This window comes from Treponema succinifaciens DSM 2489 (genome assembly GCF_000195275.1).
Taxonomy (GTDB): domain Bacteria; phylum Spirochaetota; class Spirochaetia; order Treponematales; family Treponemataceae; genus Treponema_D; species Treponema_D succinifaciens.
The window spans coordinates 771,177-793,882 of sequence record NC_015385.1 but is presented as its reverse complement, the minus strand read 5'-3'; the positions used below and the strand labels follow the sequence as shown (position 1 = coordinate 793,882).

General features: G+C 34.0%; 26 protein-coding genes. 4 read left to right on the top strand and 22 right to left on the bottom strand.

The features are described from left to right. Positions 1-4: 4 nt before the first annotated feature. Genes TRESU_RS03710 through TRESU_RS03680 form a run of 8 tightly spaced genes read right to left on the bottom strand, consistent with a single transcriptional unit; the run spans position 5 to position 5,691 of the window. A complete protein-coding gene (locus TRESU_RS03710) occupies positions 5-568 on the bottom strand; it encodes a hypothetical protein (RefSeq protein ID WP_013700968.1) in 564 nt (187 codons plus the stop codon). Continuing rightward, the gene (locus TRESU_RS15500) at positions 565-1,839 is read right to left on the bottom strand and encodes a hypothetical protein (RefSeq protein ID WP_013700967.1); all 1,275 of its coding nucleotides are present in this window, start codon (positions 1,837-1,839) and stop codon (positions 565-567) included. The genes TRESU_RS03710 and TRESU_RS15500 overlap by 4 nt, the downstream gene beginning before the upstream one ends. After that, positions 1,839-2,036, bottom strand: coding sequence for a hypothetical protein (locus TRESU_RS03700; RefSeq protein ID WP_013700966.1), 198 nt, complete (start codon positions 2,034-2,036; stop codon positions 1,839-1,841). The genes TRESU_RS15500 and TRESU_RS03700 overlap by 1 nt, the downstream gene beginning before the upstream one ends. A gap of 4 nt (positions 2,037-2,040) precedes the next feature. Beyond that, positions 2,041-2,205, bottom strand: a complete 165-nt coding sequence (locus TRESU_RS15085; RefSeq protein WP_169309736.1) for a hypothetical protein — start codon at positions 2,203-2,205, stop codon at positions 2,041-2,043. After that, positions 2,205-2,909 carry a hypothetical protein gene (locus tag TRESU_RS03695; RefSeq protein ID WP_013700964.1) on the bottom strand — a complete coding sequence of 235 codons (705 nt, stop codon included), beginning with the start codon at positions 2,907-2,909 and terminating at the stop codon, positions 2,205-2,207. The genes TRESU_RS15085 and TRESU_RS03695 overlap by 1 nt, the downstream gene beginning before the upstream one ends. Next, positions 2,893-4,869, bottom strand: a complete 1,977-nt coding sequence (locus TRESU_RS15495; RefSeq protein ID WP_013700963.1) for a hypothetical protein — start codon at positions 4,867-4,869, stop codon at positions 2,893-2,895. Before TRESU_RS15495 ends, TRESU_RS03695 begins: the two co-directional genes overlap by 17 nt. Further along, positions 4,869-5,066, bottom strand: a complete 198-nt coding sequence (locus tag TRESU_RS03685) for a hypothetical protein (RefSeq protein WP_013700962.1) — start codon at positions 5,064-5,066, stop codon at positions 4,869-4,871. The genes TRESU_RS15495 and TRESU_RS03685 overlap by 1 nt, the downstream gene beginning before the upstream one ends. Before the next feature lie 7 nt (positions 5,067-5,073). Next, on the bottom strand, positions 5,074-5,691 hold the full coding sequence (locus TRESU_RS03680) for an eCIS core domain-containing protein (protein ID WP_013700961.1): 618 nt from the start codon (positions 5,689-5,691) through the stop codon (positions 5,074-5,076). 115 nt (positions 5,692-5,806) lie between these two features. On the opposite strand from TRESU_RS03680, the gene TRESU_RS15490 reads away from it, so the two are divergent. The 3 genes from TRESU_RS15490 (at position 5,807) to TRESU_RS15480 (ending at position 7,117) form a co-directional block, all read left to right on the top strand. Next, the gene (locus TRESU_RS15490; RefSeq protein ID WP_245535701.1) at positions 5,807-6,301 is read left to right on the top strand and encodes an IS110 family transposase; all 495 of its coding nucleotides are present in this window, start codon (positions 5,807-5,809) and stop codon (positions 6,299-6,301) included. A gap of 89 nt (positions 6,302-6,390) precedes the next feature. Continuing rightward, positions 6,391-6,741: a hypothetical protein gene (locus TRESU_RS15485; protein WP_052299509.1), complete on the top strand. Its 351-nt coding sequence runs from the start codon at positions 6,391-6,393 to the stop codon at positions 6,739-6,741. Then, positions 6,644-7,117 carry a transposase gene (locus TRESU_RS15480; protein ID WP_245535700.1) on the top strand — a complete coding sequence of 158 codons (474 nt, stop codon included), beginning with the start codon at positions 6,644-6,646 and terminating at the stop codon, positions 7,115-7,117. Before TRESU_RS15485 ends, TRESU_RS15480 begins: the two co-directional genes overlap by 98 nt. A gap of 598 nt (positions 7,118-7,715) precedes the next feature. Here TRESU_RS15480 and TRESU_RS03665 read toward each other — a convergent pair. The 9 genes from TRESU_RS03665 to TRESU_RS03625 all read right to left on the bottom strand — a co-directional run bounded on the left by TRESU_RS03665 (position 7,716) and on the right by TRESU_RS03625 (position 15,287). Further along, positions 7,716-8,405 (bottom strand): dihydrofolate reductase family protein, encoded by a 690-nt coding sequence (locus TRESU_RS03665; protein ID WP_013700960.1) that lies wholly within the window; start codon positions 8,403-8,405, stop codon positions 7,716-7,718. A 102-nt stretch (positions 8,406-8,507) separates the two neighbouring features. Next, positions 8,508-8,918 (bottom strand): putative toxin-antitoxin system toxin component, PIN family, encoded by a 411-nt coding sequence (locus tag TRESU_RS03660; protein WP_013700959.1) that lies wholly within the window; start codon positions 8,916-8,918, stop codon positions 8,508-8,510. Continuing rightward, complete coding sequence (locus TRESU_RS03655) at positions 8,915-9,163, bottom strand: AbrB/MazE/SpoVT family DNA-binding domain-containing protein (protein ID WP_013700958.1); 249 nt, start codon at positions 9,161-9,163, stop codon at positions 8,915-8,917. The genes TRESU_RS03660 and TRESU_RS03655 overlap by 4 nt, the downstream gene beginning before the upstream one ends. Before the next feature lie 73 nt (positions 9,164-9,236). Then, positions 9,237-9,719, bottom strand: coding sequence for a hypothetical protein (locus TRESU_RS03650; protein ID WP_013700957.1), 483 nt, complete (start codon positions 9,717-9,719; stop codon positions 9,237-9,239). A 124-nt stretch (positions 9,720-9,843) separates the two neighbouring features. Further along, complete coding sequence (locus TRESU_RS03645; RefSeq protein WP_041611939.1) at positions 9,844-10,401, bottom strand: hypothetical protein; 558 nt, start codon at positions 10,399-10,401, stop codon at positions 9,844-9,846. Positions 10,402-10,484: 83 nt separating this feature from the next. Beyond that, entirely contained in the window at positions 10,485-11,597 is a 1,113-nt protein-coding gene (locus TRESU_RS03640; protein WP_013700956.1) for an ankyrin repeat domain-containing protein, read from the bottom strand. A 718-nt stretch (positions 11,598-12,315) separates the two neighbouring features. After that, on the bottom strand, positions 12,316-12,936 hold the full coding sequence (locus TRESU_RS03635) for a hypothetical protein (RefSeq protein WP_013700955.1): 621 nt from the start codon (positions 12,934-12,936) through the stop codon (positions 12,316-12,318). Between the two features lie 382 nt (positions 12,937-13,318). After that, complete coding sequence (locus TRESU_RS03630; RefSeq protein WP_041611937.1) at positions 13,319-14,113, bottom strand: hypothetical protein; 795 nt, start codon at positions 14,111-14,113, stop codon at positions 13,319-13,321. Positions 14,114-14,219: 106 nt separating this feature from the next. After that, positions 14,220-15,287, bottom strand: a complete 1,068-nt coding sequence (locus TRESU_RS03625) for an acyltransferase (RefSeq protein ID WP_013700953.1) — start codon at positions 15,285-15,287, stop codon at positions 14,220-14,222. A gap of 111 nt (positions 15,288-15,398) precedes the next feature. On the opposite strand from TRESU_RS03625, the gene TRESU_RS03620 reads away from it, so the two are divergent. Continuing rightward, entirely contained in the window at positions 15,399-16,706 is a 1,308-nt protein-coding gene (locus TRESU_RS03620; RefSeq protein WP_245535699.1) for an IS110 family RNA-guided transposase, read from the top strand. A gap of 374 nt (positions 16,707-17,080) precedes the next feature. On the opposite strand, the gene TRESU_RS03615 is transcribed toward TRESU_RS03620, so the two are convergent. From TRESU_RS03615 to TRESU_RS03595, 5 genes are all read right to left on the bottom strand, one after another. Continuing rightward, the gene (locus TRESU_RS03615) at positions 17,081-17,971 is read right to left on the bottom strand and encodes a BsaWI family type II restriction enzyme (RefSeq protein WP_013700951.1); all 891 of its coding nucleotides are present in this window, start codon (positions 17,969-17,971) and stop codon (positions 17,081-17,083) included. Continuing rightward, complete coding sequence (locus tag TRESU_RS03610) at positions 17,971-19,146, bottom strand: DNA cytosine methyltransferase (RefSeq protein ID WP_013700950.1); 1,176 nt, start codon at positions 19,144-19,146, stop codon at positions 17,971-17,973. Before TRESU_RS03610 ends, TRESU_RS03615 begins: the two co-directional genes overlap by 1 nt. Before the next feature lie 147 nt (positions 19,147-19,293). Beyond that, a complete protein-coding gene (locus tag TRESU_RS03605) occupies positions 19,294-20,544 on the bottom strand; it encodes a YARHG domain-containing protein (RefSeq protein WP_013700949.1) in 1,251 nt (416 codons plus the stop codon). 507 nt (positions 20,545-21,051) lie between these two features. Next, complete coding sequence (locus TRESU_RS03600; protein WP_013700533.1) at positions 21,052-21,963, bottom strand: IS1595 family transposase; 912 nt, start codon at positions 21,961-21,963, stop codon at positions 21,052-21,054. Between the two features lie 16 nt (positions 21,964-21,979). Further along, the gene (locus TRESU_RS03595; RefSeq protein WP_013700534.1) at positions 21,980-22,309 is read right to left on the bottom strand and encodes a hypothetical protein; all 330 of its coding nucleotides are present in this window, start codon (positions 22,307-22,309) and stop codon (positions 21,980-21,982) included. Between the last annotated feature and the right edge of the window lie 397 nt (positions 22,310-22,706).

Genomic DNA, 22,706 nt, shown 5'->3' with positions numbered 1-22,706 from the left:
AACCTTATTCTAATATTGCGGCATATCTCATGTCTGTTAAGCTTGAACCAAAACAGAGATAAGCATCATCTACACTTATATCTTTAATGGAAAAATTATAATCTCCATTTTTCATTATATATAATAGATAACGATTTTTATTATTAGATTTATAATATCCACTGTAATCAAATCTGTCTAAACTTACAATGACAGCAGTATACCAGTCCCCTACTTTCCCATTGTAAAATTCTACGTTTTTATATTTTTTCTTTTCTAACATTATATCATTTAAAGCAATCTTCTCATAAAGGTATATATTTTCAGTGGTTCCAACTAAATATTTTCCAGAAGTTTCATCTGCATAAAGGCTAAATGAAATTTCTCCATTATACATACAAAGACTTATATTTCCAAGTTTGTTTCCAGAATAAAGATCATTCATCGAATATTCATTCTTTTCAAATTCATAAAAAAAATACTGCCTTACATTGGGACTTTTATTATCTTTTTTGACGCAAAAATTAATTACACAGCAAAAAATCCCAATTGGAATATATATGAATATGTATTCTTTCCATGCTTTCATTTTTGTTCCTCGAACTTCTTTCGATAATCTATTTTATGGTATGATTCTGCTGAAAACTCAAGTCTGTCATCGTTATAAAATGCATCTTTAGTATTATACTGCGAAAAACTTCTTAGAATTTCTGCTTTCTGCAGATTATCCTTTTTATCATTCAAACGAATTTCTTCTTTTAATATTTTTATCTGCCTTTCAAGAAATCGTAAATAATTTATTTCAGTTTGAAGATTCTCTTCTTTAACCTGAGATTGTAATTTTTCAATTCTATTTATTTCAATTTGTGCACTATTAAGAAATGCTTTGCGTGAATAATATTGCACTATCTGGTACTTATTTTCTTCTACACTGGCATTTGATAGCAGTCCTAAGAATCCAAATACAGGTCCTAAAAAGCTTGCTACAGAAATCATTTTTTCCCATGCATCTTCTTCTTGTCCTTCTGTTGAATATTGCTGAATAAAGTAAGAAAGTTTTGAAGATGTTTCTTCTTTTTCTACAAACGTTTCTACAGTACCTTTTACATCCTTTCCTGTAAGTCCATACTTAATAAGTTTGGGAACAGCATCTGATGCACCTGCACAAAAACTTATAATCCCATAAATTAAATCTTTAACCTCTGGAGATTTTGATTCAAAAGAATAGTTTCCATTCACATCTGAAACTGAATATTCATAAATTGTATCAATAACCTCTTTTCTCAGTTTTATTTCGTCACCTATTTGGATTAAGTTCGGATTTTTAGGTAATTCAAAAAGCTTGTTCCAATATATTCCGCCAAGTTCCCAAAGAGTTGCATTCTTCTTAGCTATAAAACTTCCGTGTCCATTATATTCCCAGTTTGCTACAGACTTATAATTATTAAGGAAGTAGATAATCTCTTTTAATTTTACTTCAGAATCAAAAGTCCCTGAAATGGTATTCTCGATTTTGTCAGGATTCAATTCTGTTTCTGTCTTTTCATCCTCAACGATTTCAAAATTCCCCTGTGGGAATTCCGATTTCAATGACAGATTGTTGTTGTCTGCCATTTTCCTGCACATTAAAAGGAATTCTTTCAGGTCTTCAAGTGGCATTGTTTCAAGGTCATGCCTGTAATCTTCATCATCATTAAGTATGGAAATGACCTCGTGCATCTGATCATAAAGTTCTATATCATCTTCCGACAGACTCTCCATGTTGCTGGTGCAGTAACAGGCATGGGAAAACATAAAGCTGTCTATGGAGCCGTTTATGAGATTTATAGCTCTGCTTCTTGTGAGCGATTCCGCTGCCATTACCTTATCCTTTCCTTCATGGCTCTTATTATGTCGGTATTGAACTCCTTCTCGGTTTTCCAGAGGTGTTTCCTTATATACTCTTCCTTTCTGAGGTAGTAGTTCATGTTGCCGAATTTCATCTCGTCTTTCGTGAGTCGGGCTTTGTCCTGCTCGTAATGCTCGTTGACAATCAGCATCCGCTCTTCTTCTGTCATTCTGCTACCATCTCCTTAAACTGAAAGGTTCATCGAACATGTCTTGTGCCCATTCCTGCAGGGAAAGCAGGAATTTAAGCTGCTCCTCGTCGTTCATGCCGTGGAGCATGTTTTCGATCTTGAACTCAAATTCTGTCGCAATCTTGTCTAAAAACATTGCGTACGACACTAATAAAAATAGAAATGAGCCAAATTTAATAATTTTTCTATATATTCTGGCTTATCTTCTGGATTATATAAAATACTTCCAGATGGTGTTGAGGGGGAATAAATTTTTGACCCGTAATTAATAAAATCATGGAAAGACCTGTATCGCGGGACTTTTTCATTTATAAAAGGTGTAATATTAATAGGATATTTATCATATTGTTCCATCGTAAAGATAGTTTCATACCTAGGATTATCTATATATTCATAATTGACGATGCGCTTGTTTATTACGGTACAAACAATAGAGTTTTGAATCTCGAGTTGTTTATTTACTACTCTCCAGTTCCCATACTTTATAACTAGTGGACTCCCATCATAATGAGATGATTTTATATATTTCTTATTCGGTAAAAAACTATAAATGCCGATTTTATTTGTTTTATGATTGTTTGGAATAAGCCAACCTGTAGCATCTTTCCAAAATCCAATAATAAAATTTTCGTCTTCTGTTATATCAAATTTTTCTATATACTCTTGAGAAGAAATAACCATATTCTTGAAATCCATATCCACTGTATCCACAGAGTCGTAATTGTTATTTTGAAATTCATCTAATTTTGCATAATCAATTCTATATTTTTGAGTACATGAAGAGAAAAATAATATAAATATAGAGAGAAATAACAAAATTTGTATGATATTTTTTTTAACCCTTGTATACATAATATATCACCTCGTCATTTGAAAGAGCGTTTCGCCCCATTGCATGTCCTGGATTCACAACACCTGTATAAGACCCTGATTGCAAAAAAACCGGAAAACCGTCCAATACAATTCCATTAGAATAACCATTGCCACTCTGAATTGGTGCAATTTTTTCGGGATTCCAGTTTTTTTCTGGATAACTTGAATAACAAGTATCTTGTTTTGTTACAACCGCTACATGGTCTGTCACATAAGCGATAACAAGTTTTCCATCGTTTGCACAATCTTGTGCAATTATCGCCTTTTTAGCAGCGGAATACTCTTGAGTTTGCTCAACAAATATTTTGCCTTGTCGATTTTTTTCTGGGATTCTTTTAGTTACATCATATTCAGAACCAATAATTATATATAGTTTATTATTGTTCTTGAAGAGTTCATTAAGCCTGCTTGCTTTTGCATCTTTCTCAGTTATTATATCATTATATACCTTTTCACTGATGCTTTCTAAGTATTTTGGTAAGAACAGGTTACATTTTGTTTCGTCAACTGAGGTTGCAAATAATTGTTCTTCACCCATTTTTTCTTTGTTCCAAACAACTGTTGGAATTAAAGAAGGCATAGAATTCAAAATATCAGATTTTATGTAATTAATGTTATTATCTTCAGAGATTTCGACATTTTTTGAACTCTGGGTGCTCTCAGATTTTGAATTGCTTGCAGAATTTTTTGTTTTTTTAGATTTTTTCCCGAAAAAGAATTCCCATGTTCTTTTTACAAAATCTATTTGAATTTGAGTTTTCAATTGTTCGCTAGCCACATAATCTTGTAGGATTTTGCTAAAAAGGCTTGGTTTTTCTTCTTTTTTCTCTTTCTGCTCCTCGGAAATTAAGCCAGCCGCAAGCAGTATCATGTTAAACTGGTCATCGGTAATTTTTCCAGTATTGTGAGCTTCTTCTATTTTTTTATATTTTATCTTTCCTGGATTTACAATCCATTTCTTGCCGTTCCATACATATCCGGCAGGTTTCATTAATTTTGTGAATACATTGTCTGTTGGAGATGTATTATCTATACCTAACCAATCACCCAAAGTTCCTTGTAATCCATTTGTACCAGAATGTATAGTTTTATTATCTTTATCAATGACATTTGAACTGTTCCCATCATCAACCAAATCACAGGTTTCGTTTACTTTCCAGTAACTGCCAGTGGAGTCGAAGGCGTAGTCTGCGAAGTCCTTAAGTTCCTCTTCGCCGAAAATTTTCTTGATGTAATGCAGGATTCCGTACTCCGGGAATTTTTTGTAGATTTCCTCCCCGTAAGTGCCTGCAAACGACTCTATGATTTTAGTGTCGCTTAGAACTATGTCGCGAGTTTCGCCTTCAAGGGTGTCCGTGACGGCATTTCTCTTGAACTCATGGGCTAGGGTAATCGCAAGCCGAATTTCATTTTCCGGAGTGTCCTGAATAAGTTTTTCGCTTATGGCATGGCAATAAAAATCATTTATCTGATTTGTCTGTCCCAGCTGATTCTGAGACATATTATCAAAACTTATTTTTCTTTTGCCTTTGCGATATTCAGAAACGGCTTTTTGAATCTGAGCGTCACCGTGCTGTTCAAGTTTTTTGATTGATTTTTCTACTATGGTCGTATCTTTTTTTTCATCCTCAACGATTTCAAAATTCCCCTGTGGGAATTCCGATTTCAATGACAGATTGTTGTTGTCTGCCATTTTCCTGCACATTAAAAGGAATTCTTTCAGGTCTTCAAGTGGCATTGTTTCAAGGTCATGCCTGTAATCTTCATCATCATTAAGTATGGAAATGACCTCGTGCATCTGATCATAAAGTTCTAAATCATCTTCCGACAGACTCTCCATGTTGCTGGTGCAGTAACAGGCATGGGAAAACATAAAGCTGTCTATGGAGCCGTTTATGAGATTTATAGCTCTGCTTCTTGTGAGCGATTCCGCTGCCATTACCTTATCCTTTCCTTCATGGCTCTTATTATGTCGGTATTGAACTCCTTCTCGGTTTTCCAGAGGTGTTTCCTTATATACTCTTCCTTTTTGAGGTAGTAGTTCATGTTGCCGAATTTCATCTCGTCTTTCGTGAGTCGGGCTTTGTCCTGCTCGTAATGCTCGTTGATAATCAGCATCCGCTCTTCTTCTGTCATTCTGCTATCATCTCCTTAAACTGAAAGGTTCATCGAACATGTCTTGTGCCCATTCCTGCAGGGAAAGCAAATATCGCAGCTGTTCCGCATTGGCCATGCTTCGCAAATTGCTTTCTACATTGTGTTCAAATTCTGTGGCAACCTTATTCAGGAATATTTTGTACTCTTTTTCTGTGGTTTCCCAGTATTTCCCGGGAGCATACTCAACATACCGGACTTCCTCGCCGTTGTGAAGGTGAAGCGTCTCGTTGAAATTTGCCTCCATTTCAAGCTCATCAACGGATTCATTTATGCGTCCTTCTGAATACTGCTGGACATGGGTGAGCTCATGCTCAACGATTTGGTCGGTTTCAGTCGAGCCCGGATTATACTTGCTTTTTCTTATGTGGATTCTGTTTTCGACGGCAAAGCCCAGAAGTGCAGGACTTAATATGAATTTGTAATCCGGGTCAAGGTAAATCATAGTATCCTTGAGCTTTGTATCGTGTCGTAACTCAAAGTCGTTCTTTGTCTGCTCGTCAAGTGGGATTATTTGTGAGGGAGTTGAAGACTTTCTTGTTTTCCTGCGTTCTCCAGCTTTGGTAACGAAAGAAAAGATTTTTTTAGTAGAGCTATTACATTCCATTTGCTAACCGATATATTGATATCATAATTATAACTTTCTTTTATTTTGAAATCAAATTTTATATGCCCCCCACGCCAGTGGCGTGTGAGCATAACAATGAGTTAGACAATATGTAGTGCCACCAGGTTTGCAGAATCGAGGGTTCGGTCGTAAACTTGGAATAGAAAACAACAAGCATGACCTGCCTCATGCAAAAAGGAGCACTACAATGAACAATGTAACAGAGAACACAAAAGTAATCTATGTCGGAATTGACGTGCACAAGGACACAAATTCTTTCTGTGCTTATGACAGCCGTGAAGACAAATTATTCGCGGAGCACAAAAGCTCTTCCAAATTTGAAAACACGCTTCACTACCTGAAGAACCTTCAAAAATCAGTCGGGCAAGATGCAGTTTTTCTTATTGGATACGAGGCAGGTCCCACAGGATACGGACTTTGCAGAAAACTTCAAAAAGAAGACTTCGCCTGCGTCATTATCGCCCCATCGACAATAGCAAAGGCACCTGGTCAGAAAGTCAAGACAGACAGGATGGACGCCCGCCTTCTTGCAAAGACTCTCGCCTTCAAAACCTACAGCCCTGTCTGCCTTCCTTCTGAAAAAACTTGAGGCGATAAAGGAATATACACGGGTCAGGACGGCAAAAATCACCATGCTCAAAAAAGACAAAGCAGAACCTCCTTTCTTTCCTGCTGCGAATGGGCTTGCCTTATCCTCAGAGCGGCCATTACTGGACGCAGGCTCACATGGCTTGGCTCAGGACGATGAACTTCGCTGACAAGTGGCTTCAGGAATCATTTGAGGAATATCACGCCGAAGTAATAACGCTCATGGACAAAGTTCAGAGAATTGAGGCGAAGATTCTGGAACTCTGCAAGGATGATGAAGTGAGGGAAAAAATTGATGCCCTGGTGTGCATCTCTGGAATCAGTTATGTCTCCGCTATTTCGATTGTCGCGGAAATCGGGGGATTTTTCCCGTTTTTCAAAGGCGAAGTCCTTCGTAAGCTTTATAGGACTTTGTCCCGGCGAGGATTCAAGCGGAAATAGAGTACGGCACACGGCGATTACGAAAGCTGGGAATTCAAGAGTCAGAAGTCTTCTTGTTGAGTGTGCGGGAAGCCTTAGAATGCATTCTGTTGTCACGGCAAAATCAGTCAGGGTAAAAGAGCGGCAGAAAAATGCGTCCGCCGCCATCGTTTCTTACGCGGACAAGTGCACGCTCAGGCTCAGAAAAAGAATGCTTTATCTTTCCCAAAAAGGGCTCCCCTACAATCTAGTAACGACGGCGGGGGCAAGGGAGCTTGCATGTTTTGTCTGGGGAATGATGAATTTTGTTGACAACAGGAAAACTGCCTTGAACAAAATTGATGAGGGGGAGCTTTCCGACATTCAAAAAACGGTCGAGGAGTTTATTGCGCAATGAAATCAAATCACCTGCGGGATGAAACTTTCGCTAAAGATATTCTGGCGAAAAATTAACTTGTATCATAACGGAAGGAATTTGTGAGCATTTAAGGAATTATCTTCGAGCGGTTTATGAGCGGGAAACTTTTTAACTTCCTATGCTCGCAGTTAGAGAGAAAGAATTCCAGGCGGACCATTGACCTGTCGGTAAACCTGATTTTCAGGCGAATCCACGTATATCAGAATGGCCATGTGCCGATCTATCGCTTTCCTTCCGTTTTTTTTATATTTTTTCTCAAAAGGAGTTTTTTATGTTGACAAATGGCACAACATATCAAACCGCACAGGCCTTGAGCCTGTGTCGGCTTTGAACTTCTTGTTATACGAAATTATTTCTTATACAGAATTGGATTTCTAAAATCCTTTTTTTTATGAAAATTTTATATGACCATTTGAAGTGTATGCTTCTATTATTGTTTTAAGCGGCGTAAAGCCGCGTTCTAATACTATCTTGCTTCGCCCTAAAGTTAAATCATTTATTTCAGAAAGCAAGCTTGACTTGCTTTCTGAAATAAACCTCTTTTTCTATAACCGCTTCTTTGTTCCTGCCCTAAAGTTCAGCTGATTACCCTATATCTAAGACGAATGTATGAATTGCTTAAAGTTTTACACTCCAATAACTTCAATACTCCTAATGATGCAAGCTCTTTTTCAGACATTATGGATTTACCGTCTATAAGTGTGGATGTATCTTTTCCTCCTATGAGGACAGGAGCCAAAACTATGTCTACAAAATCAATCAGTTTTTCTCGTAGAAAAATAGAATTCACAGTGCCTCCGCTTTGAACGGTAAGACGTTCGCAGCTAAAATCATTTTTTAACTGGTAAAGACCATTCTTTAAAGAAAATTTTTCCTGATACAATATATGAAGATTTTCCTCATTAACTGAATAAGCTGGATGATTTTTGTTAGATGTCATAAGAACAAATTCTTTTGACTTGGCGCAAAAATACTTTATTCCTCGCTCATCCAAATGTGAATTATCTAGCAAAACAAATGAAACAGGTGTTTTTGGAGGTAAAGTATTTTTGTTTGCTCCCATCTTTTCCTGAACTCGACCTGTATTAAAAGACCATAAATCAGTAGTTTGTTCGATTTCATAGTATTGATGCAGGCCTTCTTTTAAACCTTTGATTTTAGGAAAATCTTTATCTACATCAAGTTCATCAGTCGAGCCTGTACTTATTTTTCCATCAACTGATACCAGCATAAACAATGTCGTTATTGGTCTGTTCTTATTTTCCATATTTTGATTTCCATTTTACTATTAAGCGCCCCAGTGCGGGCGTCCGTATAACAACGGGTTGTACCGCAGCGGGCTCGACCCGCGGTCGGCTACGAACCTTTGTTATGCTTTATTTTCTATCAACTCATAATATTTTGCAGGCGTAAAAATCAAAGGTTTATCAATTTTTATATCTTCAAAATCTTTGTCACCTGTGAGCAAAATGTCCGAATCAGATAAAATTGCTGATACGAGAACGGGCAAATCCTTTATATCACGGATTTTCGGATATCTCTTTTCATCGATTTTATCAGGACTCTTAAATTCTTCAAAATTTATTCCATCAAAAAAGATTTCAAGCTGTTCCATTTTTGACGGAAATTTCTTTTCAAAAACTTCTTTACATTCGTTTTTTGTGTAAGAAGAAATTATTACAGTATGCTTTTCAAGAAGATGGGAGAATACTTTTGCTACTTTTCCATTTGGAAAAAGCATTGAAGAAATCACAATATTTGTATCTACAAAAACCCTCACTTTGCTTTCCTTAATTCTTTGATGTAAGCAATAACATCATCTTCTGTTTGAAAACCTGCTTTTTCCGCTTCGCCCTGCATTTGAGACTGAACATTAGCTAAAGTAATTTGAGAAGCATTAGTAATGTAAATCTTTCCTTTGCTTTCTTCAAAAAATACCTTGTCACCAGTTTTAAGCTGAAGCCGATTTCTTATCATAAGTGGAATTGTAATCTGCCCTTTTGATGTTACTTTTGCAAGTTCCATACAGCACCTCCTTACTTTCCTTACTTATAACATACAATAGCAAAGTTGTCAATTTAACTCCTTTTTATCCCTATCAATGTCTGTCGTAATAATCTAAATACATTGATACAAGATATTTACAGTCATTACTCAACGACAGACGTTTGGCAATACTTATGGCTTCTCCATAAGATTCATAATAAATAGGATGTAATGCAGAATCTCCTGTTTTATCACTGCGCAGATCATGACTTACAAGCTTTTCGTTCCACCCTTTAACTGTATACTCATGAGCTTTAACGCTGACAATAATATATTTCTTGGATGAAATTTTAACACAGTTTGGATTTTCAAAAATTATTTTTCCATTCTCAATAATTGAACACCTCAAATATTCTGTAATGACATAGCCGCCGCCGTCTTTACCTGTAAAATCATCCATGAAATTTACTGTAGAAATTTCTTCTTGAGAACACAAATATGAATATTTTGAACCAGATTCAAAATAGTAGTTTTTTTGAGAAGGCTCAAATAGATCAATTTTTTCCTGCGGAAAATCAAAATAGCACATGCTCATACAATAACTGTTCTCCTACTTTACCACGCCAGTGGCGTGTGAGCATAACATTAGTTTAAACGGTGGCGGACTCAAGCCGACATCCGTTTTGAAACTGTTGTTATGTGTTTTTTACTTTCTATATTTATTCTTTTTCTATACTTTTATACTTAATGCAGTGGATTAAATTCCCTTGAGAATCATAATTATTTACATACCAAATTTCTTTTTCATCTATCTTTTCATATTTTTTATTTTGATATTCATCATACTCATATATAGATTTTATATACTTGCTTTCGGAATAAATTAAATTGTTATTTTCATCAAATTTTGAAATCAGTATTGAACCATTTTTATCAATTTCATATCGACTGTTCTCATTATAAATAAAATCTGATTCGAATTCAAAATCGCCTGAAACTGTTTTGCTATGACTGCATTTTTTTTCAGAATTGTATTCATACCAAGTTTCAACAATCTTTTCTGTATCAATACATTTTTCGTAGATTAAATTATTATCATTATTATAAATTTTAATTTTTTTATTATTATTCGAGTCATAAGAAAGGACTTCATTTCCATTATGATCATATTCAAACCACTTCTCATAACCATTACTATGCTTTTCGTGAATCTTATGACCAACTTCATCGTATTCAAAAAAATATTCATCACCTTTTGAATCTTTATAATGAATCAATCTTTTACTGGAATCAAACGAACGCCATTCTTCAGATATTTCTGCTTCCTTATTAATTAATTGTCGATAAAATTTAAATCTTTTTACTTTTTTTTTATTTCTTCCTGTGCTTTATTTAGATATCCAGCTTTTTTTGCTAATTTATAATATTCTTTTTCTTCAGTTTTCAATAAATCTAACGGAGAATTGCCCCAACCATCTTTGAGATTAATATCTGCCCCATAGCGTAAAAGAATTTCTATACATGGCCAATTGTTCCATTTACCTATAGCATAAGAAAGCGGAGTATAATTTTTATACTCGCCAGTGAGCCTTTTATTTAAATCAATACCTGTCTTGCATAATTCTTCAAGAACTTCTGGATGTTTATTAACCGAAGTAAGTATCCTAGTCATAGCTGACTTATGAAATTCATCTTCCATATCAACATCATATCCATTAGCAAGGATTGCTGCCGATCTTTTAGGATATTCATTCCACATGGCTATAGTAAATGGAGTTTCATCTTCCTCATTAAAAACATTTACATTTGCACCGTGTTTACAAAGAAAATTTATGGCCTCTGAAGCTTCTTCTTCATAGTAATAAATATCACAAAGTTCATGTATAAGAGTATTTCCTTTCTTAAAAAAATAATTTACGTCTATATACCCGTTTTCAACAGCCATAAAAACATATGGACATTGATCATTAAAAAGCTCTGCAAGATTAGGAGCTCCATAAGGTTGCATAAAAAAGTATTTGAATGTAAGCTTTGCAAATTCTTCTTTTCCTTGTTCCATTACCAGGTCTAAAAGATTTTTACCATCATCGTTTACATCTAAATATGAAAATTCGTTTATATCCTTTATATTTTCAAGCATTGCAGAAAAAGCTGTTAGTTTGTTATTTATTACAGCATACATAAAACAATCGTTTCCCTTATCATCTTCTGTAACAAAAACTTCTCCACTCCTAATCTGAGCTAAAACTTTAAGTACATTAAAATCATTCTTATCAATTGCCTTTATTGCAGCAGATTTATTTTCTTCATTTCTTTCGAACACATTCAAGTAATAAGAATTTTCCAGACAAAAATTTACAATTTTAGGGTCATTTTTTTTTAAACCATCATAATACTTCCAGATATTAAAATCTGAGGAGAATCCTCTAAATGCTAAAATAGTAAAAAACAAACCAAAAACAAACTTTTTCATACTTTTATACCTCTCGTTGCCACTGGCAATCCACATAACAACGGGTTGTACCGCACGCGGCTTGACCGCGTGTCGGCTACGAACCTATGTTATGACAAATTATATTTCTTATACATAATCAGATTTCTTAAATCTTTTCCTTTAAGAAGATTATGTATTATATTCTAGAAGCAATGCTTCATTTTGTAAAATTCTAAGCGGCGTAAAGCCGCGTACAACCGCTTCTTCGTTCAAGCCCTAAAGTTAAATTTCATAATTTTTTATTCGAGCTTGACTCGAATAAAAAATTATTCTTCATTTCCTAAAATCGCTTCTCCGCGTAAACCCTAAAGTTTAATAATTCTATTTTTTCATCGGGCTTGAACCGATGAAAAAATGCTCCTTTACTTTCTTTTTAAGGATAATTTGTACTTATAAAAAACAAATTTTAAAAATATAAATTCTTCCTCGTTTTTCTCTAAAATCCAAAAAAAGGGCAGGCCAGTGTACCTGTCGTCATAACCTCTTGTTATTACAAATTATATTTCTTATACAGAATTAGATTTCTTAAATCATTTTTTTCTTTATGATGATTCTGTACAACCATTTGAAGCGTATGCCTCTATTATTATACTTTTTCTAAGCGGCTTAAAGCCGCGTACTATTGCTTCTTCGTCCAAGCCCTAAAGTTTATTTTTATTTTTTAATCGAGCTTGACTCGATTAAAAAATATACCATGTTAATTATTTTCAAAGTAATCGGTTCTTTGTTCAACCCACCTTAATTTTAATTTAGCCATATTTACTGATTTTATACTATAGATATATTCTTTAACTATAATTTCCCCGCCATTTTTTATGTAATAATCATAGATTATAAAATCAATATCAGACAATCCATCTTCATATGAATTTATTATATCTCGACCAACCGCAATAATTCTGTTGTCTCTTACCCAGCAAAATGAATCTATTCCTTTTGAACTCCCGAAAAAATCTACGAAAAGTAAAATTTCATTTTTATCAAATATTCCGAAAGCTGCGTCAGGTTCTCCATAAATTGAATATTTGCCACTTTTATTTTTTTCAAGACTTGCGTATATATCATAATAAGCAAATTCGTTTCCAAAGTAATTCCATTTTTTTAATACAGGATATAAACGGTTTTTATATGATATTGGTGCATCCTGATTAAGAATGGAACGTTTTTCGGAAAATTTAAAGTTTTCGATTTTAACATTTTTATCAATGGATTGAATTTCAAATATCCACCATTTTAATTCTGGTGGAAATGGAAAATCCTGAGCGAAAAGATTAATATTTAAAAACCCAATTAATAATATTATAAAAAGTTTTTTCATATATTTTTTTTAAAGGGCAGGCCAGTGTGCCTGTCGTCATAACTAGCGTTTTAAACCGTAAAAACGGTTTTGCCGCAGGCAAAATTGGCGCAAAAGTTGCGGTGGCGCAAAGCCACGGAGAGCAACTTTTGTGACAAAGTTTTTATCGGCTTTGAAAACCATGTTATGGCAACTTTATTTCTTATACAGAATTAGACTTCATAAATACTTTTTTTTCTTTATGATATTTTCTGTACAACTTTTTTGAAGCGTATGCTTCTTTTATATTTTTTCAAGCGGCGTAAAGCCGCGTACTACCGCTTCTTCGCGTAAACCCTAAAGTTCAATTTCATTTCAGAAAGCAAGCTTGACTTGCTTTCTGAAATATTCAAAATAATATATTCTAATAATCGCTGATTGATGTAATGTTAAAGACAAAATCTTTTATTTTAAATATTCCATCTTTCTTTATTAAATGGAATATATGGTTTTCTTTAGTTTTTATAACATTGCCTCCATATTTTCCTTCACCAATTTTTTCATATTCTTCTATGGCTTTTTGCTCATATCTTTTCAAATCTTTTTCATCTATACAAATATCATCATAATATTTAAAATAATTATTTTTTGCCGACTCTAATCCCCAATCAGCATAAAACCAATGTTCCGCTTCTGTCTGTACTTGACAAGTGCATTCTATATCATCGCTTGATACTATTGAAATATCTTTTATCTTTATTGTTTTACCCGTATCAAGAAACCTATCTGGTTGCTGAGATGCTTTCGTTTGTAAATTCGAAATGATATTTTGCCAGATTTCATCTTCAGAAAATATTTTATGAAATATTTCTGTTAATTCATAACTCGGTTCATAGTTAAAATCTAAAATATTATAATTATACTCCTTATCCAAAACTTTTATTGTTTCATAAAATAATCTTATCTGATTTTCAGGAGTAGGATTTTCATTATCAATTTTTTTTAGTGCATCATAAAAAGGTTTAAAATATTCTTTTACTTCCTGATTTTTTAGATCGAATTTTTCAATTAATTCATCAATATTTATCATTTCATTTTTGGGTGAATTATCTGTTTTAGGTTCTGGAGAAATAAAAGTTTTGTTTTCTTTATTTTTTTTACATGAGATAAACGAAAACATTAAAAAAGCTAAGAATATAATTTTTATAAAATTTTTCATATACTCCATCATAAGCAGGCCAGTGGCCTGTCGCCATAACAATTGCTTAAACGGTGGCGCGGCTTGACCGCGACATCCGCTTTGAAGCTTTGTTATGCTTTCTTTTCTACATTATATATTTACTTACAGGGATTTTTCTAGTAAAAAAAATTATACAAAGAGAAATCACAAATATAACAACAGAAGAAACTGGAACTGCAAGAAGTGGATTAATAAAATCTGATGTAATTCCAACCATAAAAATTACAGATTTTATAAAATCGTGAATAAGATAAATTCCAAATGTACTTTTACTTATTTCAGAAATTATTTGAGCCTTTTTCTCCGAGAATTCTTTTTCATCAATTGATTTTATTAATAAAAATATTGTGAAAGCTTCAAACATTGTTGTAGGTAATAAATTTCCATATAAATACCCGTTAGGTTCTCCATTTTTTATTGAAATATAAGAAGTACAAATAATTGTAAAGATAAATGATAAAAAACCCAAAATGTAAATTCCAATTTTTGCATTCTTATTTATTGGATACTTTGAAAAATAATACCCGGCAAAATAGTATCCAGAATAATTTATGAGTTCCGAAATTTCAAAGTTTATATTTAATCGCGAATCAAAATGTAAAAGAACCTTTTTGAGAAACGGCAAGACAAGACCAAATAAAAAGAATAAAATTAATAAGTATCTAATGTATTTTTCTTCTGCGTTTTTTACAAAGATGCGATAAATAGGTGTTAGCAAATATAAACCAATAAGCATGTAAAGATACCAAAGATGATACCAAGGTGGACCAAACGGAATTTTTTCGAAGGCCACGATAACTCTTTTAAAGGTGATTGATTCATTTCTAAAAATAAACTTATCAATAATTTCATAAGCCTGATAAAACAATCCCCAAACAATTATTGCAAGTAAAATTCTAAAAATATATTTTTTAATAATATTACTTGTTGAAATAAATTTTTCAGGATTTAGAAAAAACATTCCGCTTAGCATTATAAAAATAGGAACTGCCCAGCGCACTAAAGAATCATATAAATTATATATTTGCCAATTAAAGTCTTTTACTGGAGTGTCATACCATTTTGATGCTGAAACATGTAAAACAATTACTGCAAAAGTAGCAATGATTCTCAATAAATCTGCATAAACAATTCTTTTATTTGACTTTTCCATTTTTCCTTCCTTTTTGGATACAGATAAAAATGTTAAACTCAAAATTCTATATTTCTATAAAACTACCAGCCCAGTGGGCTGTGAGCATAACAATGAGTTAGACAATATGTAGTGCCACCAGGTTTGCAGAATCGAGGGTTCGGTCGTAAACTTGGAATAGAAAACAACAAGCATGACCTGCCTCATGCAAAAAGGAGCACTACAATGAACAATGTAACAGAGAACACAAAAGTAATCTATGTCGGAATTGACGTGCACAAGGACACAAATTCTTTCTGTGCTTATGACAGCCGTGAAGACAAATTATTCGCGGAGCACAAAAGCTCTTCCAAATTTGAAAACACGCTTCACTACCTGAAGAACCTTCAAAAATCAGTCGGGCAAGATGCAGTTTTTCTTATTGGATACGAGGCAGGTCCCACAGGATACGGACTTTGCAGAAAACTTCAAAAAGAAGACTTCGCCTGCGTCATTATCGCCCCATCGACAATAGCAAAGGCACCTGGTCAGAAAGTCAAGACAGACAGGATGGACGCCCGCCTTCTTGCAAAGACTCTCGCCTTCAAAACCTACAGCCCTGTCTGCCTTCCTTCTGAAAAACTTGAGGCGATAAAGGAATATACACGGGTCAGGACGGCAAAAATCACCATGCTCAAAAAAGCAAAGCAGAACCTCCTTTCTTTCCTGCTGCGAATGGGCTTGCCTTATCCTCAGAGCGGCCATTACTGGACGCAGGCTCACATGGCTTGGCTCAGGACGATGAACTTCGCTGACAAGTGGCTTCAGGAATCATTTGAGGAATATCACGCCGAAGTAATAACGCTCATGGACAAAGTTCAGAGAATTGAGGCGAAGATTCTGGAACTCTGCAAGGATGATGAAGTGAGGGAAAAAATTGATGCCCTGGTGTGCATCTCTGGAATCAGTTATGTCTCCGCTATTTCGATTGTCGCGGAAATCGGGGATTTTTCCCGTTTTTCAAAGGCGAAGTCCTTCGTAAGCTTTATAGGACTTTGTCCCGGCGAGGATTCAAGCGGAAACAGGGTACGGCACACGGCGATTACGAAAGCTGGGAATTCAAGAGTCAGAAGTCTTCTTGTTGAGTGTGCGGGAAGCCTTAGAATGCATTCTGTTGTCACGGCAAAATCAGTCAGGGTAAAAGAGCGGCAGAAAAATGCGTCCGCCGCCATCGTTTCTTACGCGGACAAGTGCACGCTCAGGCTCAGAAAAAGAATGCTTTATCTTTCCCAAAAAGGGCTCCCCTACAATCTAGTAACGACGGCGGGGGCAAGGGAGCTTGCATGTTTTGTCTGGGGAATGATGAATTTTGTTGACAACAGGAAAACTGCCTTGAACAAAATTGATGAGGGGGAGCTTTCCGACATTCAAAAAACGGTCGAGGAGTTTATTGCGCAATGAAATCAAATCACCTGCGGGATGAAACTTTCGCTAAAGATATTCTGGCGAAAAATTAACTTGTATCATAACGGAAGGAATTTGTGAGCATTTAAGGAATTATCTTCGAGCGGTTTATGAGCGGGAAACTTTTTAACTTCCTATGCTCGCAGTTAGAGAGAAAGAATTCCAGGCGGACCATTGACCTGTCGGTAAACCTGATTTTCAGGCGAATCCACGTATATCAGAATGGCCATGTGCCGATCTATCGCTTTCCTTCCGTTTTTTTTTATATTTTTTCTCAAAAGGAGTTTTTTATGTTGACAAATGGCACAACATATCAAACCGCAAACCGGTTTGACCGATTTGTCGGATTTGAAGCTTTGTTATGCTTTTTTTTACTGTCCTTCTACGAAACAATTTGTTTTCCACTCTTGGTTAAACCATTGTCTTTGTTTTAACCAAAAATCTGCAGCTTCTATCGCTTGTTCTTTAAAATGTTTCAAATCTAAATCTGTAGAAAAAATTCTATCTTTTGAATATTTTTCGGAAAATACAAACATAGAGTGCCAACCATTTTCTTTAAACTCTGTTGTTCCGCCATTTACCATTGCTACAAATTTTGGAAGTTTTAAAAATGTTCCATCTAAAACAAAAATCGTACTCCAAAAGAATGATTTCATTGCAGCAATAGAAGGTTCTCTATCTCTAGTAACTCTATCTCGAACACTTGTTTTTGCTTGAATACAGCCAAAACAATATTTTTTATTTTCATGAGTAAGAGTTGCATATAAATCAAATACATTTCCCTTTACTTGTTCTTTTAACCAGCTTATATCTCTTGGCTCATTACCTAACTCATTTGCTTTTATAAGTACATTTAAATCTCGTTGAAGTATTATTTCTATTTCAGTATCTTTTAATGCAACAGAAGCGAGAAATTTAACCATTTCTTCAAAGGCATGTCCGCTAGACTTTTTCCAACTTTGGTCTGCACTTATTACTTTTGCAATTATTTCGGCATTGTCAATGCCACTTTTTCTATGAACATGTATTTCATAAATTGTTTTCCAAATCTCTTCAACTTCAACTGTTGGAAATTCACGCATGCCTTTTAAAACAGACTGTTTTATGGCTTCTTTTTGTGCGGCAACTTCTATTTCATCAAGTTTCGTTTGAGAAAGAGATTTTCCATGACTCTTTGTTATAAGTTCTTGTTTTTGTTCATCCACTGTACAAGTATAAGTAGTTTCATAAATATTATCACAAAAATTTTTTAAATCTTCCATTATTTATAATTCTCCAATATTTCGTTTATTTTGATACCCCATGCGTAAGCCAAGAGTGGTGGAACAGCATCGCCAATCTGTTCGTATTTGTCCTGAATGTTATTGTGTAAATGAGGTGTAATATATGGACCTCCGCAAAAATCATAGGAATCAGGAAATGATTGCAATCTTGCACATTCGCGAACTGTTAAAGCACGATTATATTTAGGATGTACAAATTCATCTAAACAGTGACTTGTAACAGTAGGAGAAGGTTCACTAGATACTAATCTATAATTACGTTTTATGAACATTTTCTTAGGTAAAATCCGTTGTTTTTGAAGTTCCTCTCTTTCAGCGCCTTCGTACCTATCGAATAAATCTTTTAAACTGTCACCCGGATTTAGCAATTCAAACCTTTTTAAAGTACATGCTCTATGTTTCATTGGCATTTGATAAGTTACTTTGTCAGGCTGCGGATTTGTTCTTCTCCAAAAATCATCATCTCTCATTAGTTTTTCAAACATTGATGAAGAATTGCTATATTCTGTTTCTTCTTGATTAGAATTTGGAATTACATTTTTTAATCCTGCGAAGGCATCTTGCACGGTAACAGTTTTTTTACAAGTTGGTGTTGGTGCAGATAATTCAGTTGTTGGATTTTTTGAAGCAAGAATAAAAAATCTTTTGCGTGTCTGAGGAACTCCAAAATCTGTAGCACAAAGAACAAATTCTTTGAGATTACCATAACCAGCTTCTTTTAATTCTTCTTTTAGAACAGAAACAATTAATTCATTTGAATCTTTTGAAACTGTTTTTGTTGTAATTGCCGGAACATTTTCAAAAAGTATAAGTTTTGCATTTACTATTTCTGCGATTCGAATTCCTTCTCTAAAAAGAAACTGTCTGTCATCATAGAACGAGCGGGATGTATTTCCAGCAGTTGAAAAAGTTTCACAAGGCATTCCAGAAGTTACTAAATCGATACCACCTTTAGGAATAAAAGGTAAGATTTGTTCTTTTGAGACATTTCTTATATCAGAATGTATTACATGGACTTCCGGATGATTTTTCGAATAGGTATCAACGCAACTTTTAATAAACTCAATAGCAACCTTAGTTTCAAATCCTGCGGCGTGAAGCCCTGTGCAAATACCCCCTGGTCCACTAAAACAGTCTATATGTGTAAAACCCATTCTAATGCTCCTAAAATTTTGGAACAATTATATCAAATTTTTGATCTTTATAAAACTACCACCCTAGTGAGCCGTGGGCATAACAACGGGTTGTACCGCACGCGGCTTGACCGCGTGTCGGCTACGAACCTTTGTTATACGATATTATTATAAATCCAACGGGTTAATTCTAGATTTCTCAAACTTTCTTTCTCTATCATTCCAAAGAAATTTAATTGAATCAGTAGTATTTTTTCCTTGATTTGTAAATATTTGAAATGATATAGATGTTTTGTTTAATTCTATTTTCCATCCAAAGAATTCTTGAGTGGCAATAGGATAAGAAACCTGATTAGAATCTTTATCTTTTATAATATACCCGTCAATGAAAAATAATGGCTGAATTACATTATCTATCTTATTGTAGATTAAACCTTTTGTTACTAGTTTTGTATTATCTCTTTCAATATATGATAAATAAATATTTTCCATTTTTGAACTTATAGTTGAATATTTTTCATTATCAAAATATTCATTTAGATAATTGATAGGAGGATTATTTCTTCTTGCTTCCTCTTGTTGAATTAATGCAAGATTCTTTTTTTCATTTTCATTAAATTGTTTTTCTGTAACAGTTCCTTTCGGAATATACCAATCTGAACAATATTTTTTAAGCCATTGATTTATATCATCTGATTTAAAAGTATGCCCATAGGCAGCAAAAATTAAATTTCTTAAATATCTTAATTGTGTTGTAGAATAAAATTTTAATTTAGATTCAGATTCAGAAATAATATAATCTCTAAAATCCCATCTTCTTTCAGGGTTTATTACCCGTAAACTGACCAGACAATCAGGGACCCTGTCTAACTCTAGGAAAATTTCAGATTCGATTTTTGGATAAACATTTTTTTTCTGTATAACTATTGTATTATTTTCTCTGATAATATTTCCTAAATCAGAATTATCAATTCTAATTGCATTAATCCAAACATCATCAGTTGTATTCGTAATTTTTATAATCATTTCACCGATACAATCTTTCCAGGTAGCTCCAGTTCCAAATAAATAATCAGCAGATTTTGAACTCCCATAAACGCCATAAGGGGCGGAGTATTCTACTTCTGTTGTAGTTATTTCATTGGATTCAAAAGTAACTGAACGAATATACCATTTTGTTATTACCATACTTTTATTTAATGGTTCAGGTTTTTCCAATTCTTTTACAGTAAAATTTGTAGTTACATTATTTACTTTGTTTTTGAAATAAAAGAAATCATCTTCGGTTGGTTGACGATGTTTCCATTGAGGAAATCCAACTTCTATTGTTTCTGTTGGTCCATAATTCATAAAATAAAATTTTACATTAATGTCATAATGATCTTTATATAAAGTAAAATTTATTTCTTCTTTTTCCATTTTTATATTTTCATTTTTTGTTTTGGAAATAGGAAGAATTGAACCTCCAGATACTTTTGTATAAGCATCATTTGCGAAGACTGAAAATAAAGAGAATAAAATTCCAATAAAAATATACGGAATTATCCCCTAACACACTCTTAGTTATTAAAAAAAACAAGAAATATTACAAACGACAAAACTATATTTCTTGTTTTTTTATTATATGCTAAAATTCAAAATCTTTCCATATTAAATCAAAAAAATGTTCATCATAAAAATCAATGTAATTTTTTTTACACCTCATTAAATTTATCCTTTTAAGAGGCTTTCTGTATCATATTGACAAATAACTTATAAATGCTTAATATTATACAAAAAGCGAGAACATTTGTTCCCTTTGTTAATAAATATCAGATTGCCGTTTCCCAAAAGTATCTGATAATCCGTTTCAAAAGCCTTTCTTTCGCCAAAAAGAAAGGCTTTATCTTTATACTATACATTTCAAGGATTTAAATCAATATTGAATTATGCCGCAAATATCCCCTGCTTTAACAGTACATCAAATGAGCTTGTTCCGTTGTTCTGCCGGAAACAGAATTCGTTTACATATTCCTGCAAGTAGTCTACAGAAACGTGATGATAAATTCCGAGAATTCCACGCTTCAACAGTGCCCAGAACGATTCAATTCCGTTTGTATGAAGTCCGTTGCCGAGGCTGTAAATGCTTTCTAAATGATTTACGCTGATTCTGTAGTAGTTGTTTTTATTTGTGTTTTTATGGTTCATAAAATTGTAGCCTCTAAAATCATCGGTCAGAACCGTTGCGTCTTTCTTGCATACGCTGTCAAGAATATTGAAAAGCTGCTTTCCTGTAAGTTTCTTGCCTTCTTCGTTTGGAAGTGCTACCTTTGCGAATACGTGGCTTGAACTTCTTTCTTTTACACCTACAACAGGAGTTTTTTTAGTTCCACGTCCACGCTTTGAAGGCTCTGTTTCGCCGTTCATTTTTCTAGGTTTACCGCCGATATATGTTTCGTCAATTTCGACCATTGCTTCAAATGCTTTTGACATATCAGTGTTTCCCATTGCAGAGCGTATCTGCTTGAGCATTCTCCACGCTGTTTTATATGTTACGCCGATTTCACGCTGTAACTGCAAGCCGGAAATTCCTTTTTTAGAATTCAAAAATAAATGGATTGCATAGAACCATTTACGCAGGTCTGTTGATGACTTTTCAAAGATTGTGTTTTTGAATGGTGAGAATGTATTATTGCAGTTATGGCAGTTACAAAGTTTTAGATTGTCATTTCTGTGCTGAACACGAACTTTTGAACCGCAGTGAGGGCATATAAGAACATCGTTATATCTGATTTTGAGAAAGTATTTTATAACGGCTTTTTCAGTCGGAAACTTTATCATAAAATCAAAGAATGTCATATATGCCTCCTGCTTTTTAGTTTTTCAAAACAGAATCAATAATCAACCTGCTTACTGTTTTATTCTGTTCTTTTGCTTTTTGTTTTATTGCCATTTCCTCAGATTCAAGGCAGGAAATGACAATCCGTCCGTTTTTATATCCTGTATTATTTGTTGTGCTTCCTTTTTTTCTGCCTGCTCCGGCTCTTGTTCCGCCGTGCTGTGTTGTTTTTTCCATAAAATCACCTACATTATAAACCTTAACGCAATATCCAAAACTTGAAGAATTAAAATTGCTATCAGTATTTTTTCCATTCTGTTCATTATTGACACTCCTATATAATTTGATTATTTTTAAACCGTTCATAGATATTGGCGGTATCTATGAACGGTGGAAAACTAAGCAGACAGCTTAGAAACCAGGTCAAGTATGAACTTTAGAAGTTCTAGCAGAAAAACCAGCAAGGCGATTTTGTCTGCTCTTGACCACAGTTTTTTCTTTTTTCGTTTCACATTTCTATTACCTCCTGATGTTTATAATATAATACATCTTGATTATTATGTCAATAAAAATCAAATAAAAATGTAAAAAAAAATATGAAAATTTGTCGAATTTTATGTTATATTAAGAGTGTATGAGGGGATAATTCCGAAAATATATATACTTTTTTTCATTATTAAACCTCTCCAGCTCAGTGAGCTGTGCGTATAACATAGTCTTAGACAATATGTAGTGCCACCAGGTTTGCAGAATCGAGGGTTCG